Annotated in this window: 11 protein-coding genes; 4 read left to right on the forward strand and 7 right to left on the reverse strand. The window is 37.1% G+C overall.

All coding sequences use genetic code 11. The features are described from left to right. Nucleotides 1-3: 3 nt before the first annotated feature. The 3 genes from ACR9EA_RS01495 to ACR9EA_RS01505 form a co-directional block, all read right to left on the reverse strand. Entirely contained in the window at nucleotides 4-2,856 is a 2,853-nt protein-coding gene (locus ACR9EA_RS01495; RefSeq protein WP_435136496.1) for a TonB-dependent receptor, read from the reverse strand. Between the two features lie 161 nt (nucleotides 2,857-3,017). After that, on the reverse strand, nucleotides 3,018-4,571 hold the full coding sequence (locus tag ACR9EA_RS01500) for a tetratricopeptide repeat protein (protein WP_435136499.1): 1,554 nt from the start codon (nucleotides 4,569-4,571) through the stop codon (nucleotides 3,018-3,020). A gap of 165 nt (nucleotides 4,572-4,736) precedes the next feature. Beyond that, the gene (locus ACR9EA_RS01505; protein ID WP_435136502.1) at nucleotides 4,737-6,824 is read right to left on the reverse strand and encodes a S46 family peptidase; all 2,088 of its coding nucleotides are present in this window, start codon (nucleotides 6,822-6,824) and stop codon (nucleotides 4,737-4,739) included. Between the two features lie 171 nt (nucleotides 6,825-6,995). Here ACR9EA_RS01505 and ACR9EA_RS01510 point away from each other — a divergent pair, with 171 nt between their 5' ends. Both ACR9EA_RS01510 and ACR9EA_RS01515 read left to right on the forward strand, forming a co-directional pair. Next, entirely contained in the window at nucleotides 6,996-7,343 is a 348-nt protein-coding gene (locus ACR9EA_RS01510; RefSeq protein ID WP_435136505.1) for a hypothetical protein, read from the forward strand. Beyond that, on the forward strand, nucleotides 7,343-8,125 hold the full coding sequence (locus tag ACR9EA_RS01515; protein ID WP_435139928.1) for an amidohydrolase: 783 nt from the start codon (nucleotides 7,343-7,345) through the stop codon (nucleotides 8,123-8,125). The genes ACR9EA_RS01510 and ACR9EA_RS01515 overlap by 1 nt, the downstream gene beginning before the upstream one ends. Here the strand turns inward: ACR9EA_RS01515 and ACR9EA_RS01520 are convergent. Further along, on the reverse strand, nucleotides 8,109-9,719 hold the full coding sequence (locus ACR9EA_RS01520) for an Ig-like domain-containing protein (protein ID WP_435136508.1): 1,611 nt from the start codon (nucleotides 9,717-9,719) through the stop codon (nucleotides 8,109-8,111). The genes ACR9EA_RS01515 and ACR9EA_RS01520 overlap by 17 nt on opposite strands. A 57-nt stretch (nucleotides 9,720-9,776) precedes the next feature. Further along, nucleotides 9,777-10,454 carry a ComF family protein gene (locus tag ACR9EA_RS01525; RefSeq protein WP_435136511.1) on the reverse strand — a complete coding sequence of 226 codons (678 nt, stop codon included), beginning with the start codon at nucleotides 10,452-10,454 and terminating at the stop codon, nucleotides 9,777-9,779. 474 nt (nucleotides 10,455-10,928) lie between these two features. On the opposite strand from ACR9EA_RS01525, the gene ACR9EA_RS01530 reads away from it, so the two are divergent. Next, entirely contained in the window at nucleotides 10,929-12,470 is a 1,542-nt protein-coding gene (locus ACR9EA_RS01530) for a glycine--tRNA ligase (protein WP_435136514.1), read from the forward strand. A 237-nt stretch (nucleotides 12,471-12,707) separates the two neighbouring features. On the opposite strand, the gene ACR9EA_RS01535 is transcribed toward ACR9EA_RS01530, so the two are convergent. After that, nucleotides 12,708-13,229 (reverse strand): porin family protein, encoded by a 522-nt coding sequence (locus ACR9EA_RS01535; protein WP_435136517.1) that lies wholly within the window; start codon nucleotides 13,227-13,229, stop codon nucleotides 12,708-12,710. Nucleotides 13,230-13,605: 376 nt separating this feature from the next. Then, a complete protein-coding gene (locus ACR9EA_RS01540; protein ID WP_435136520.1) occupies nucleotides 13,606-13,992 on the reverse strand; it encodes a hypothetical protein in 387 nt (128 codons plus the stop codon). Between the two features lie 69 nt (nucleotides 13,993-14,061). On the opposite strand from ACR9EA_RS01540, the gene ACR9EA_RS01545 reads away from it, so the two are divergent. Then, nucleotides 14,062-14,619 carry a flavodoxin gene (locus ACR9EA_RS01545; protein WP_435136523.1) on the forward strand — a complete coding sequence of 186 codons (558 nt, stop codon included), beginning with the start codon at nucleotides 14,062-14,064 and terminating at the stop codon, nucleotides 14,617-14,619. Nucleotides 14,620-15,469: the final 850 nt, after the last annotated feature.

A 15,469-nucleotide genomic window follows, 5' to 3' on the forward strand; every position in this document is an offset into this window, starting at 1 on the left:
GGTTTAGTTTTTAAATAAATCGTATTTCAATCCAAAAGTTACACGTGTTTGGTAGTACTCCATTTGCATGGTACGGTTTTTAACACCTTGGTAATAACGTAATGGTTGGTTGGTGATATTGTTTACATCTACATACAAACTTAATTGTTTTGTAATATTGGCACGGGCATTAAAGTCTAAAAAGAATTGCTCGTCGTAATAACGGTCTTCGAATGCACGTCCGCCAATTTCGTCTATGTAAGAATCGGAATAGTTAGCCGATAAACGTAAGCTAAAGTATTTGTTGGCATACCCTAACGAACCGTTAAACATATTAGGTGCTGTATTTGGTAAATCTAAATCGTTACGTTCTTCGCCATCTTCATTTCTGATACCAGAAGCTTCAGAAGTAAGATACGTATAGTTTAAATACAGGTTTAAGTTTTTAAGGAAACCTGGTACGAAATCTAACTGGCGTTGGAACGATGCTTCGAAACCAAAGATAGATGCTTCGTCGCCGTTAAATGGTTGGTACACTTCGTAACCTTCTTCGTTTTCGTATTGGAAAGTGTAAATGAAATCGTTAATATCTTTATAGAATATACCTCCAGATAATAACCCTACAGATTGGAAGTAATGTTCGGCCATAAGGTCGAAGTTCATAGATGTTGTTGGACCTAAATCTGGATTACCTAAAATAATTTCTTCGTCTTCGTTGTTAATTTCTCTAGATGGTACAATATCTACATAATTTGGTCGGGCAATGGTGTTGGTCCAAGCGAATCTTAAAATGGTATTGTCTGTGGCGTTGTACTTTAAATGTACGCTTGGTAAAACGTTGGTGTAATCGTTTTTACTGTTTATAGGCGAAGCTTCTATATAATCGCCATCTTCGTTAAATACAATTTCATTTCCGGTAGCATCGGCAACAGTGTGCTCTACACGTACTCCTAATAGGAAGCTGAAGTTATCAGAAATATTTTGCTCGGTCATTACATAACCAGCGTATACGTTTTCTTTTACATTAAAGTTTGCCGTTTCGTATTCTTCGGGTTTATCTTCTGCGCTAAACAGATTGCTGTCGTATAAGTTTAGGCTTCCTAAATATTCTGGTGTTGGGAAATACCCGATTTGGTATTGGCTACCTGGGTTAAAATCAGATTCGGTATAATCTCTTGTAGGTACATCGCCTAAGAATTCTAAATCGTCGTTTTCTGGTGAATATTCGATGTAACCGTTATCCTGCATTTTTTCTTTGATTCTTGTTTTAGCACCAAACTTAAGGGTACCGTTCTCTTTATCGAAAATATGAAGTGGTAATTCGAAGTTTACTAAAGCGTTAAAATCGGTTTCGTCGGTATATTGATTTTCTTCGAATAACTCATCGAATTCAAAGCTGCTGTAATCGGCATCATCGGCGTTTGTAGGTGAATAGCTTGGTTTGTCTGGATTGTTATTGTAGTTAACGCCATATTCGCTTTCGTAAACTAAGTAACGCTCGTTTAAACGCTCTTCTGAAGCTTTAGAGTAAGATGCCATCCAGTCTACTTGCAGATTGTTTAATAAGTGCTCTCCTCCAAGACTGTAATTTTGCATACGTTGGTCTTCCAGACGGGCATTTTTGTTACGGTTATTATCGATACCACCTTTTACTTCGCGTTTTGCTTCAACAGGAAAAGCAGTTAGGTTGCCGTTAGTATCTACTGAAAAATCGCCAAACTCTATGTCTTCACCATCAAGAATACCTTGCTCCAAAACAAATCGGTTTTCGCGGTCGTCTCTCCAGTTGTAGATAGATTTAAAGTACAGGGTGTTGTTGTTGTCTAATTTATAATCGAAGTTAGCAGAAAAGCTACGACGTATACGTTGTACGTGGTATTCTCTAATCTCGTTAACGCTTGCATAAGGGTTAACATCTACTTCTTGCATAATAGGGTCGCCCTCTTCATCTTCGGCACCAGTGTTGTATTCAAATTCATCATCCCATTCGGCTTCTACGTTATCAGATCCGAATTTTGTGTCGTTGAATGAAGCTGCAACAACCCATCCAAATTTATCGTTTTTGCTGCGGTCTCCTAATAAAAACGATCCGTTTAAAATACGTTTATCGTTAATTAAGTTAATTCCAGATCCACCAGTTGCCGATAAACGAAAACCATGTGGCGATGTTCTGGTAATTAAGTTTATAGACCCTCCAATCGCATCGGCATCCATGTCTGGCGTTACCGCTTTGTTTACTTCTACAGTTTGAATCATGTCCGACGGAATTAAATCCATTTGAACATTTCTGTTGTCAGCTTCTGCCGATGGAATACGGCTACCGTTTAAAGTTACCGAGTTTAACTGTGGCGCCAAACCACGTACTATAATATTACGTGCCTCGCCTTGGTCTACTTGCATGGTGATACCCGGAATACGTTTTACAGCATCTCCAATATTAGCATCTGGAAATTTACCAATTTGGTCTGTAGACACAATGTTAGTAATATTTTGCTTGTTTTTTTGAGTGTTAAGCGCTCTGGCTTGACTGCCAAATCCTAATCCAACAATTTGTACTTCGTCTAATTCTGTGTTTTGTTCGGTTAATACAATCGTTAAATTGGTCGTTACTGCTGGGTTTACTGTAATTTGTTGGTTGTAGTCGGCATAACCTAAATACTTAATGGTTAAGTTGTAGGTGCCTGGTCCTATATTTACAAGTGTGAACTTTCCGTTGAAATCGGATACAGCTCCTTTGTTTATTTCTTCAAGTAATACCGATGCTCCTGGAACTGTTATTGCATTTTGATCTGTAATGGTTCCTTGAACTTGCCCGGTTTGTGCTAATGCGCTAATTGTGGTAATTAATAGCGTCATTAAAGTCATCCAGTTTTTCATAATTATTTGTTAATTTATTTTTGGACAAATTTAGATTTGAAGCACAAGATTTGTCTAAAGCAACAGTTAACAAAATGTAATAATCTAACCGATTTTGGTTATATAATAAGGCAACATTTACACTGGCATTACGTGTTGGTAATATTTTGGAAACATAAGGTTTATAGGTTAAGAATGAAGGTCTGCAGGTCGTCTTTCGAGTCTATTGGTAACTTTTTTCTAAGGCGATATCGTGCAATGCGCACACTATCAGGCGTTATTCGTAATATAGATGCAATTTCTTTTGATGATAAATTTAACCGTAAGAGCATACATAGGCGTAGTTCGGAGGCCGAAAGCTCAGTTGTAACATCGTGTTTTATGCTGTGAAAGAAGTTTGGATGAATTTGTTCGAAAAAACCTATAAACTCTGTCCATTCTTCTTCTTGAGATAAATCGGAATTGATGTCTTTAATAACGGTTTCTAACTTCGATTTTATCATTACCGTATTCCGGTCTTTTAAATGTGTAAGGGTTCGCGATATGTCGGCTATCATTTTGTTTTTATGGGCAAGATGCAAACTGTAATTGGTAAGTGCCGACATTTTAATGTCTACTTCTCTTTTTAAGGCAGCTTCTTCTTGTGTTTTCTTATCGAGATTGGCTTGCAGTAATTGGTGTTTGTAGTCTTTAATTTTAGATTCTTGTTTTTTGCGTTTTTTGAAGTAAACTAACCAACCAACTAAAATGAGTATTAAAAAGATGCAGGATAGTAAAATGATGTTTTGCCTAATTCTATTAACTTCGTTTTGTTTGTTAAGTAGTTTTACTTGGGCATCGCGCTCGGCGACTTCGTAAAGAATTTGTAAGGAGCTAACCAGATCGGCATTTTTTTGTTCAATTTCATCGGCGTTTAGTCGGGCATGGGTTGTCATGTAGTTAAAAGCCGTTTGGTAGTCGCCCATTCCTGCATAAATAAGCGCTAGATCTTTTAGGGCAGATTCTTCTTGATCTATATTATTAGTGGCTTTTGCCATTTGTAGGGCTTGTTGTGTAAACTGTAAGGCATTATTTAATTGCCCCATTTTACGGTACGCGTCGCCTAAATTATTAATGATGTTTATTTTAGTGTCAGACGGACTGTGTTTTGCGTAATCGGTAGCTGTTTTGAAATAGAGGAGAGCATTGTTGTAATCTTCCAGATCTTCGTAAATACTGCCTAAATTTTCGTAAGTATAGGCTAAGCCCGTACTATCTGTAAGCGATTTAAAAATGGCTAAACTTTGCTCTTGGTATTGTAAAGCGAGTTTGTAGTTAGTTTCCTTTTCTGCAACACTTCCTAAAAGTGCATAACTGGTGGCTTTTCCTTTTTCGAAATTAATAAGCTTAGCTGTTTCTAAACTTTCTTTACTGTACTGCGAAGCATTTTTATATTGCTTTAGAGCGAGATGAATAGCGCTAATTTTATTGCCGATGTACACCAAGGTGGTGTCTTTATTCGTGTGCAGATCTAGCGCTTGATGATAATGTTTTATCGCTTCGTCCTGAATGCCCAAATGATTGTAAAAATCGGCCAGACTAATATGCGACTGTACAATGGCCGAGGTGTTATTGTTGGCTTCGGCGTGGTTTAGTTGGTGTTTTAATTGCGTGAATACCGAGTCTATGCTACTGGTAGCTTGGTAACCGTGGTTTTGGGCCTGTGCGACAGTTGTTTGAAAGGCTAGCCAAACCATGCAATACCAGATTTTAATTGATAGCAGGCGCCTAAGCGTTTGTAATTGTGTGAAAGGTTTACATGTAATCATGGCCAAATTTAAAAAAGGCAATGTTATGTAAACATTACCTTTTTTAAACGTGGAATAGTAACCGCCACCCGTAAGGGGTAGGCGTTTGAAAATCTATGATTTAGGATGTGCTAATTTCATTTCTTTTATTAAGCGTTCGGCTCCAGCATATTTATCTATAATAAACAGTACGTAGCGTACATCTACCATAATGTTTCTACAAATATCGGGATCGTAGTTCATATCGCTCATGGTGCCTTCCCATACGCGATCAAAGTTTAATCCTATTAGGTTACCGTGGGCGTCTATAGCAGGGCTACCTGAGTTACCTCCAGTCGTATGGTTAGTCCCTAAAAAGCAAACTGGTAATTTTCCGTTAGCATCGGCATATTTACCATAGTCTTTAGCGGCGTATAAGTCTTGAAGTTTTTGAGGGACATCAAATTCGTAATCGCCAGGCACATATTTTTCCATCACACCATCCAAATAGCTTATAGGTTTGTAATACACGGCGTCTCTAGGTTCGTAGCCGCGTACTTGCCCGTAGGTAACACGTAGTGTGCTGTTGGCGTCTGGGTAATAACGTACGTTAGGTAATACTTCCATTAAGGCTTTCATATAAGCGGTTTCTAAACCATTAATGGTCGTGTTTTGTTTTTGAAATTCAGGTTCTATCGTGTTGTAGAAGTCTTCAATAAAGGGTTTTGCATAAATGTAGGCAGGGTCTGCATTTAATTTTTTAAGGAATTCTGCCGAAGAACTGTTTAAAATATCGTTGGCACTTTCTAGGTTAGTAAAAGCGGTATGCTGATAAATAGTGGCATCTACATGGTCTGTGTACATTGGCATAATGGCTTCAAAAACACCTTGATCTACTTCTGCATTAAAATCTTTTAAAACATTTTTTATTCGATTTTTTGTAGCTTCTCTAGCCATATTGAAGGCATCGTCACCATTTTTTGCTGCATTTTCCATTTGTGATAATCTAAACATCATCCCCATCAATTCGTTGGTTCTTACAAAAATTTCAACAAAATTGCTGCGTTTTACATCTATTGGTCCAAATTCGGCATAGCGTTTTTCGAGTTCAGGTAGCAAATCGCCGTAGCCTGCTTTTAAATGTTTCTTTTTAAGAGCAGCCGTAAATTCGGCTTCCAAAGCTTGTCGTTTAGCAATGGCATTACTTTTTTCGATACCAAGATTTTCGCCTATCCATTTTTTCCAAGCATTGGCAATACGTGCTTGTTTAGAAGCGTATTGAATACGGATTTCGTCGCTGGCTTTCATGTGGGCATCTATCACCTTTAAAGCCGCTTCGCGAATGGCAATGTTGCTCGGGTTAAGCTCTTGGGTAATTTCTTTTATGGCTACAGCCGGAAGGTACTCTTGCGTGGTTCCAGGAAACCCGAAAACCAGCGTAAAATCGCCTTCGCTAATACCGTCTAAAGATACCGGTAAAAAGTGTTTAGGTTTGTAAGGTACATTGTCTTTAGCGTATTCGGCTGGACGATTATTTTTATCGGCATATATTCTAAACATCGAAAAATCGCCTGTATGTCTTGGCCACACCCAGTTGTCTGTGTCCGAACCAAATTTACCAATGCTTGTTGGTGGTGCTCCCACCAAACGGATGTCGGTAAAGCGTTCGGTAACAAATAAAAAGTACTGATTCCCTTTAAAGAAAGCTTTTATTTTAGTGTCTTGCCACGCTTCTTTTTGTGTGGTTTTTTGTATGCTATTGCTGTTGCTATCTGTTTTGGCCTGTTTTTCTTTTTCGGTCATTTCTGGGGTAACGCCGTCCAGAACACGGTCGGTAACATCTTCAATTCTAACAATAAATTCTACGTAAAGGCCTTCGTTTGGTAGTTCGTCGGCTAAGGTTTTAGCCCAAAAGCCATCTTTTAAATAATCGTTTTCTAAAGAGGAATGCGATTGTATTTGTCCGTAACCACAATGGTGATTGGTTAATAATAAACCTTGGTTAGAGATTACTTCGCTAGTACAGCCACCATTAAAATGCCCAATAGCATCTTTTAAACTCGATTGGTTAACATCGTAAATGTCTTTGGCTGTAAGTTTACTACCCAATGCTTGCATGTCGTTCTCGTTCATGCCCTTCAATAAAGAAGGAATCCACATGCCGCCTTGTTGCGCACTAACTTGAATGGTAATGCAAAAGATTAAAAATTTTATCAGTTTCATTTGTCTGTTTTTAAAGTGATGCAAAGATAGAAAAGGCAGGGCGTATTTTAGGTACCCACTGTTTAAAATAGCCGCAGTGCTGTTGCGGTTAATCTGTGAAATTGATTTAGAGGTCTAATAATTAGGTGATTGTGGTCTTTTTTGAATATTTTAGTGTAAAACCTTTAGCTTATGAAACAACAATTACTTTTATTTTTTATACTTTTCTGTACTGTAAGCTTTCATATAAACGCCCAAAGCATCACTTATAAAGGGAAATCTTATCAGGTTAAAGGCGAATCGATTTATATGGGAAGTTACGATGTAACCGAAAGTTTAACCTTAGACGACCAGCGGGAGATTAAAGCGGCCTATGCCGAGCAGGAAGATGCTATACGACAGCACGAAAAGGCCCTAAAGCAAGAAGATAAAGCCGAGCGTAAGCGTAAAAAACAAGAAGCCAAAGCGGCAAAAAAGGCACAACGGGAAGTACAGCCTGAAACCGATAGCAAGGCGTCTAAGAAATTTTTAATTTTTTGATGGTAGAAGATTTAAAAATAGCACTTATCCAAACCGATTTGGTTTGGGAGCAACCCCAAGCCAATATTTCGGCTTTAACCCAACATATTGAAGCAATACGCGAGGCTGTAGACCTTATTGTGTTGCCTGAAATGTTTAGCACTGGTTTTACTATGAATGCCCAAGCCCAAGCCGAAACTATGGATGGGCCTACAGTAACATGGATGCAAAACCAAGCCCTAAGTAAGCAAACCGCCATACTGGGAAGTTTAGTGATTACCGAAAACGAACAGTATTTTAATAGGTTAGTGTTTGTATACCCTAATGGCGAAATAACCACGTACGACAAGCGACATACGTTTACTTTGGCGGGCGAAGACAAGGTGTATACGACAGGTGAAACGCGTGTTATTACATACTATAAAGGCTGGCGTTTGTTTCCTTTAATTTGTTACGATTTGCGCTTTCCTGTTTGGTCGCGTTTTCAAGACGATTACGATGTGTTACTGTATGTTGCCAATTGGCCAAAACCTAGAATTCAGGCTTGGGATACCTTATTACGTGCCCGCGCCATAGAAAATATGAGTTTTAGTATAGGCGTAAATCGTGTGGGTACCGATGCTAAAGGGCATGAGTATGTAGGGCATTCTGCGGTTTATAATCCTCTGGGCGAAGTTATGTCTAGTTTTTTGCCTAAAGAAAACGGAATACGAATTGTAGTATTACACCATAACGAGTTAGTGGCTGTACGCGAACAGTTTAAGTTTTTGGACGATAGGGACGCATTTAATCTACTAATGTAAATTCTTCTACAACATCCCATCCTACACGCACATCTATAGGTTTTGGGTAATAACTGATGCGTTCGGGTTGTTGCTTTTTTAAATAATTTCCTGTATCGTACTTTTTATTGCCGTTGGTATCAAAAATAACACGCAGTAAATATTTGCCATTGCTCAAGTAAGTAAAATCTAATGGCTCGGGTTCTGTGCTGTATTTTTCGGCTTTAACATCTCCTTTTTCGTTAGTTAGTTGTACAATTATGGGGTATTGCGCATTTTTTAAAATAATACGTGCGTTGCCGTAATCGTCAAACGCTTTGGTTTGTAGGCGCATTTGTAGCGTATCGTTGGTATCTCCAAAAAAGTCGGTTATAGCTTCTGGTAGTAAATCTATAAAATACTTGTTGCTTTCGGTTTTTTCAAATTCAAAACGCAACGTGTTATTCAGTGTGTCTAATGCGGTATTAAAAGCAACGGCAAGCGTGTCTTTATCTGTAATAGAAATCAGGTCTTTGTTAATTAAGCTAAACGGTGTAGTTGCCGTTAAATAGAAGGTTTCATTAAAGTTTATTTGACCGCTAGGCACGCCTTTAAGCACTAAAGTATCTTGATTTTTTTCGGTTATTTTAAGGTCGAAGGTGTCGCGTACCTGCTGTTTGTAGCTCACGCGAAATTGTAGAGAGTCGCTTTCTAATTTAGGTTTGTACCAATACATTAGCGAATCTGTTTTTTCGTCTTTTGTAATGGTGTACGCGTAATCGTCTGGGGTTTCGGTAAGTAGGTCTATACTCATGTTTTTATAATCACCTTCGTAACCAAAAGCAATTTTACCTTCCGATATTAATCGCGGTTTAAAGGCTTTAAAATCTAAATCTTCCTGAAAGAGTTTCAGTACGTAACTGGTATCTGTAGGCACTTCTATTAAAGTGTCGTAAAAGCCAATTTTATCTGTTTTTTGCTGAAATTTAAAATCCTGATTATTGTCCTTCATGGCCACTAATAAATACTTACCTGCCTTAAGGTTTTCAATAGAAAAGGTGGTTAAACTGTCTAGCGTATTGGTAACGTACTTTGGTTTTTGTTTGTAAATGATGGAATCTGTAAATGTAGAATCGACTTCGTACAGTGCTACCGAAACAAAGTTTTCTGGTGTTTTCTTTTCGGCGTCTAAAATGGTTCCGGTTACTTTTAACGAGTCGATGTAAGTACCTGTAGACATTACATATTTAAAGTACGGAAACGGATTTCCTTCATTATTATCTACAATACTATTGCCAAAATTAAATGCGTACGTGGTGTTAGGGGCAAGGGTATCGTATATTTTAATGGTAATGTATTTACTGGCGGTGCCCAAAGGGGTGATTTCGGGCGGCGTATTCATAGGTGGCGAAATAATAAGCTGTTTACTTAAATCTTTAATTTTAATATACTCGTTAAAGTATATTTTTATTTCTGTACTATTAAAGTTAGTGCTGAAGTTTTTGGGTTCTGAACGTATAATTTCGGGCGGTAACATATCTTTCTCGCCACCCGACGGCGTACCACGATTGGCGCAGTTTACAATTAACAGGGCAATGGCCAAAACCAGAAGACTATTAGACAGTACTTTATTCATTATTCGCATTAAGAATTTGCACAAAGAAACAACATATTTGCCATTCGTTAAAACGCTTTATGCAATTGCCATGGCCGCGAGGCTTAATTTAGAAGGCTTGCAGGGCAGTAATAAGTTAGCACAAGCTTCCATGGTAGCACCTGTGGTAATTATATCGTCTACCAACAAAATATGTTTTCCGTGTATTTTACTATTGTTTTGTATGCTAAATACGCTGTCTTTGGCGGTCCAGCGTGCTAAACGGTTTTTGGTAACCTGCGAGTTGGTATGCGACACTTTAATAAGCACATCGTCTGTATATTTAGCGTTTAAAGCTTCGGCCAACTGCTTTGCAAAGGCTGTTACTTGGTTGTAGCCCCGTTGTTTTAGTTTGGTTTTGTGTAATGGCACTGGTAAAACCAAATCGATATTTTGGTAGTTAGGCAACTGTTTAAGTTCTCCACCCAGCCAATCGCCTAAAAATACACCTATACCTTCTTGGTTTTTGTATTTTAATTGATGTATAAGTTTTTGGGTAATGCCTTTTTTTTCGAAACGCAATAACGCGGTAGCCTGTGCTATTGGCACGCGGCCATAAAATATTTTTTCTACTTGTGGACTGTTGTTAAGGTGATATTGGGTAAGTGGTAACGCATGCCTGCATGGCGTGCAAATATAAGCTTCGCCGTCGCGCAAAGCAGTATCGCAACCAGCACAGAGTTCTGGAAAAAACAAATCGAGTAATACCTTAAACATCTTTTTGCAAAAGCTTCAAATTACAAAATTTTATCAATATGTGTTGTGTGTTGTATGGAGGCTTGTTTCATTGGTCTCAGCCGTTAGTTGAAACTATGCACTTTTAATGCAAGATTTTCAGCTTCTATAAATATTTTCCGCCACGAATGCACGAATATTTGACATAGTTTTGATAAAGAATATTCGTGTATTTGTGGCTAAAATAAATACAAATAATCGGACTTTCAGTCTGTTTTCAAACCTATAAACTGGAAGTCTATAGTGGTTTAGTTAATGTTTTTAGCGCCATTGTTGTTTCCTGTTTAAAGTTATATTGAGCAAATCTGCTTTGTAAAAATGAGTAACACGAGATTTCGAATCAACTGCCGCATAACAGCATCTCGATATTATGAATAAAAAGTGATAATCGATAAATTTTAAAATACTTTAAATAAAAGATATGTGTAGTTTTCTGGCGTTTTATATTTTTGCATTATGGCAAATCAAGACGATCAATTTAAGAAGGTAATTTCGCATGCTAAAGAGTACGGATATGTGTTCCAGAGTAGCGAAATATACGACGGTTTAAGCGCCGTTTACGACTATGCACAAAATGGTGCAGAACTAAAGAAAAACATTCGCGACTACTGGTGGAAAGCCATGGTGCAAATGCATGAAAATATTGTAGGTATAGATGCAGCAATTTTTATGCACCCCACCACTTGGAAGGCTTCTGGCCATGTTGATGCATTTAACGACCCGTTAATAGATAATAAAGACTCTAAAAAGCGTTACCGTGCCGATGTATTGGTAGAAGATTATTGCGCAAAAATAGAGGCTAAAATAGATAAAGAAGTGGCTAAGGCCGCCAAGCGTTTTGGCGATACTTTTAATAAGGCCGAATTTGTGTCGACCAACCCTCGTGTGTTAGGATATCAAGAAAAAATAGATACTATATTATCGCGTTTAGGGAAGTCTTTGGAAGCCGAAGATTTAGCCGATGTAAAAGCGTTAATAGAGGAATTGGAAATTGCCGATCCGCTTACGGGCTCAAAAAACTGGACAGATGTTAAGCAATTTAACTTGATGTTTGGTACCAAATTAGGTGCCTCGGCCGACAGTGCGATGGATTTATATTTGCGCCCAGAAACGGCACAGGGTATTTTTGTAAACTTTTTAAATGTGCAAAAAACAGGCCGCATGAAAATTCCGTTTGGTATAGCACAAACCGGGAAAGCGTTCCGTAACGAAATTGTGGCGCGTCAGTTTATATTCCGTCAGCGTGAGTTCGAGCAAATGGAAATGCAGTTTTTTGTAAAACCGGGCACACAAAAAGAGTGGTACGAAACCTGGAAAGCAACCCGACTTAAATGGCATTTGTCTTTAGGTATGGGCGAAGACAATTACCGTTTTCACGATCATGAGAAATTGGCACATTATGCCGATGCTGCTGCCGATATAGAATTTAAATTCCCATTCGGGTTTAAAGAATTAGAAGGCATACACTCGCGTACCGATTTCGACTTAAGTCAGCACGAAAAGCACTCAGGAAAAAAATTACAGTATTTCGATCCTGAAGAAAACAAAAGCTACGTGCCTTACGTGGTAGAAACCTCTATAGGTTTAGATCGTATGTTTTTAGCCGTATTCTCTCATGCGTTGGTAGAAGAAGAACTAGAAAACAATTCCACCAGAACCGTATTAAAGTTGCCAGCCGTATTGGCTCCTGTAAAAGCTGCGGTGCTGCCATTGGTTAAAAAAGATGGCTTGCCAGATATCGCTAAACAAATTGTAGACGATTTAAAATGGGACTTTAACGTAGACTACGACGAGAAAGATGCCGTTGGCCGTCGTTACCGTCGCCAAGATGCCGTAGGGACACCTTTTTGTATTACTGTAGACCACGATACTTTAGAAGACCAAACGGTAACCATACGCCACCGCGATACCATGGAGCAAAAGCGTGTAAAAATTACTGAACTCCGCGATATTATTAAAGCTGAGGTAGACATGCGCTCTTGGTTAATGAAAATGTAAGTTTTGAAACTCTTGCTTAATTTTAAATTGAGCAAGAGTTTTTAATATATAACGAATAAAAAAGAGGCTGTTTAAAAAGTTGATTTTTCGTCAATCTGAATTTATTTAACCTCGTTGAATCTTCGATTTCAGATTCTCATAATTATTGATTTGCAATAGAATGAGATTCTGTGTCAAGCACAGAATGACGCATTGTTAAATTTTTTAAACAGCCTCTTTTTAGTTATTTAAATAGTATTAAAATTTATAACCAACTCCTGCAAAAAGGGTGTTGTATTTTCCCGAAACATCATAATCTGCGCCATCCTCAAATCTATTGGTAAGCTCAAAACTATATCTTGCATCAATAAAAAAGTGTTCGTTAATATCGTAAGCAGCACCAAAAGTAAGGTCTAGACCTACATTATTTAAACCATCAATTAGCTCGTCTAAAACAATATTTACCTGAGGGCCAGCTAATAGTTGAAAACCTGAATTCGAAATGTAATATTTGGCCAGAACGGGGATATACAGAAAATTCATTTCTTCTGCATTTGCATAAATTACCTCTGGTTGAATATGAAAATTTTCATTTAGACCAAAATCAACTAAAGCACCTACATGAAACCCAGAGATAGATTCTGAATACGATTGGCCTTCATAAGAAGTTTTGGCCTTTATATTGGTATACCCTGCGGTAATTCCAAATGTTGTGTTTTGAGCATTCATACTCATTAAACCAGCCACAGTAAATGCGGCAAAAAATAATAGTTTTTTCAAAATTGTTAATTTATTTAATTAGTGCGGCGAATATAATAAATTCCGCTACATTACAATGCAGTATTGATGTCGACACTAAGGCGCAAAATGCCCATGAAAATTGAAGAGTGTTGTTATGTTGTTGAGGCTAAATCAGATATGAGTTATTGGCTTATTAAAATGTAAACCAAAGTTATAATGTTAATTACTTTCGTTCGAATAAAGGTCTGTAATATTTGTACTATTGTTTGAAATAATAACTAATGCAACCTTATTTAAGTTGTTTTTACTTGAGGAATTTTTTTGTAGTAAAAACGCCTTTGTTTAAAGTTGAAGCTGCACTTGATATACATTAATACTATAATAGTAAATTAACAAAAAGTGCGTGATACTTTTGTTATGCTTTTATATTATGGTCTTGCAAAACTTGAATCATTTCTAAATTAAATTTAGCCCCATTTAAAAGCTCGACTAGTGCTGTTATGTGTTTTTTTTCTACCTTAAAAACAATCTCGGCATGCTTGGTTTTGCTTTTTAAAATTTTAATGGTCGAGGACTGTCCGCATGTTTTACAGTTGCAATTCACCTTAAAGGATTTAAGCGCTCTATGTAGGGCTTTAAATTCAGTTTTTGTTAAAATTACAGCAATGTCTGTTAGCTGAAGTTGTATTTGTTGTATTTTATGCTCAGAATTATACGTGTCGTCATCATTTTTAATTATAAAAACACTACCAATAGTATTCCAATAAATTTTTTCTAAACGGTGCATTTTAATTTTTTTCAAATATAATTTATTATTTTTATTTAGAACGAATAAAAATAATAAGTATTTTTAATGGTCAAGAAAATATAAATGAATAAAATAATGGACAAAATAGGTGTTTTTTACGGCTCAGATTCAGGAGTAACAGATGACATAACGCGAGATTTAGTTACTTTTTGGAAGGCCGACAACTTGGAAGTAATGGAAATAGGAAAAGCTTCGGTAGAAGATCTACAACAATACGAAGTGTTGTTTTTAGGACTCTCTACCTGGTACGATGGCGATTTGCAGAGCGATTGGGAAGATTTTTTTGATACGTTTAAAACGATAGATTTTACCAATAAAATTGTTGCTATTTATGGTTTGGGCGATCAAATAGGATATGCCGAATATTTTGTAGATGGTATTGGCATACTCGCTAAAGTAGTTTTGGAAAATGGCGGAAAGCTTGTTGGTTATTGGCCAACAGAAGGGTATTCGCACACCGACTCTGTAGCGCTTGTTGATGGTAGCGAAGACTTGTTTTATGGTTTAGCGCTCGATCATGATAACGAGTCGCAATTAAGCGATGAGCGTTTAAAAACATGGCTTTCTCAAATTCAACAAGAAATTCAGGCACTTTTACCAGTATCTCAATACAGTTGCTAAAGTTCTGGTAACTGAATTTTAAAGGCACACTTAACGTCTGCTGTAAGACTTTGCGAAATACTCGTTTATACTGCAATTTATATACAGGAAGGGTAAGTGTTAAAAATTATAACCAGACGGCAAGTGGCTCAGCTGGTGCAAACTTCCATTTTGGTTTTTTATGTTTGAATGCATCGTGAAAGTTTACAAGTACAGAAGTACTAATGGGGATTGAAAATTAAAAAGCTTAAAAAGTACAATATTTTTTTAATATGCACAATAGCCGTTTTTTGCAGAACATCCTGTTGTTTTTGTAAATAAGGTCGATTTTTTGCCGAAAAATGGCCTAAAATAAGCCGTAATTTGGTAGGGGTTTTGTTCGAGTCTTGTTCGAGAATCGTTCGTCCCTTGTTCGGAAGTGTTTTTTTAAAGTAAATCGTTGTCCGAAGAAAACCAAAACGACACCCGAATAAAATTCAACAAAAATGAAGAAAAAGGTATTATTTGTAAGTAAATTCTTTAATTTTAGTTTTGAAAGTGTATATTTAAAAGAAGTGTAAAATATTACATCTTGTACCAAATTCATAACCATTCAGTTAAAAAAAATAGAGGTCTTTAGGTATAAAACAAGATGTTAAAAAAAGGCGCATTTCGTCGAAAAATATAAAAAGTACGGTTTTCCCGTAATTCGAAGCCGTAAATAAACAGTAAAGTTGTACATAATCAGTCTAGGTAATTAAGATAAAATTATGTTATGGTTGTTACACAATTTTTCAAGTCTACTAAACAGTTGAGCCTAAATATTTTAATATTTGGGCTCTTTCTTTTTGTACTAAAACCTACAAGGTTTTAAATACAGCAATCAAACAAA

Source organism: Formosa sp. A9, assembly GCF_051200825.1.
Lineage (GTDB): Bacteria > Bacteroidota > Bacteroidia > Flavobacteriales > Flavobacteriaceae > Formosa.

Bases quoted from the DNA above. Each gene is read 5' to 3' on its own strand.
- ACR9EA_RS01510 (WP_435136505.1), top strand. From the start codon at position 6,996: ATGAAACAACAATTACTTTTATTTTTTATACTTTTCTGTACTGTAAGC.
- ACR9EA_RS01500 (WP_435136499.1), bottom strand. From the start codon at position 4,571: ATGGTTTGGCTAGCCTTTCAAACAACTGTCGCACAGGCCCAAAACCAC.
- ACR9EA_RS01515 (WP_435139928.1), top strand. From the start codon at position 7,343: ATGGTAGAAGATTTAAAAATAGCACTTATCCAAACCGATTTGGTTTGG.
- ACR9EA_RS01545 (WP_435136523.1), top strand. From the start codon at position 14,062: ATGAATAAAATAATGGACAAAATAGGTGTTTTTTACGGCTCAGATTCA.
- ACR9EA_RS01520 (WP_435136508.1), bottom strand. From the start codon at position 9,719: ATGAATAAAGTACTGTCTAATAGTCTTCTGGTTTTGGCCATTGCCCTG.
- ACR9EA_RS01505 (WP_435136502.1), bottom strand. From the start codon at position 6,824: ATGAAACTGATAAAATTTTTAATCTTTTGCATTACCATTCAAGTTAGT.
- ACR9EA_RS01495 (WP_435136496.1), bottom strand. From the start codon at position 2,856: ATGAAAAACTGGATGACTTTAATGACGCTATTAATTACCACAATTAGC.
- ACR9EA_RS01525 (WP_435136511.1), bottom strand. From the start codon at position 10,454: ATGTTTAAGGTATTACTCGATTTGTTTTTTCCAGAACTCTGTGCTGGT.
- ACR9EA_RS01530 (WP_435136514.1), top strand. From the start codon at position 10,929: ATGGCAAATCAAGACGATCAATTTAAGAAGGTAATTTCGCATGCTAAA.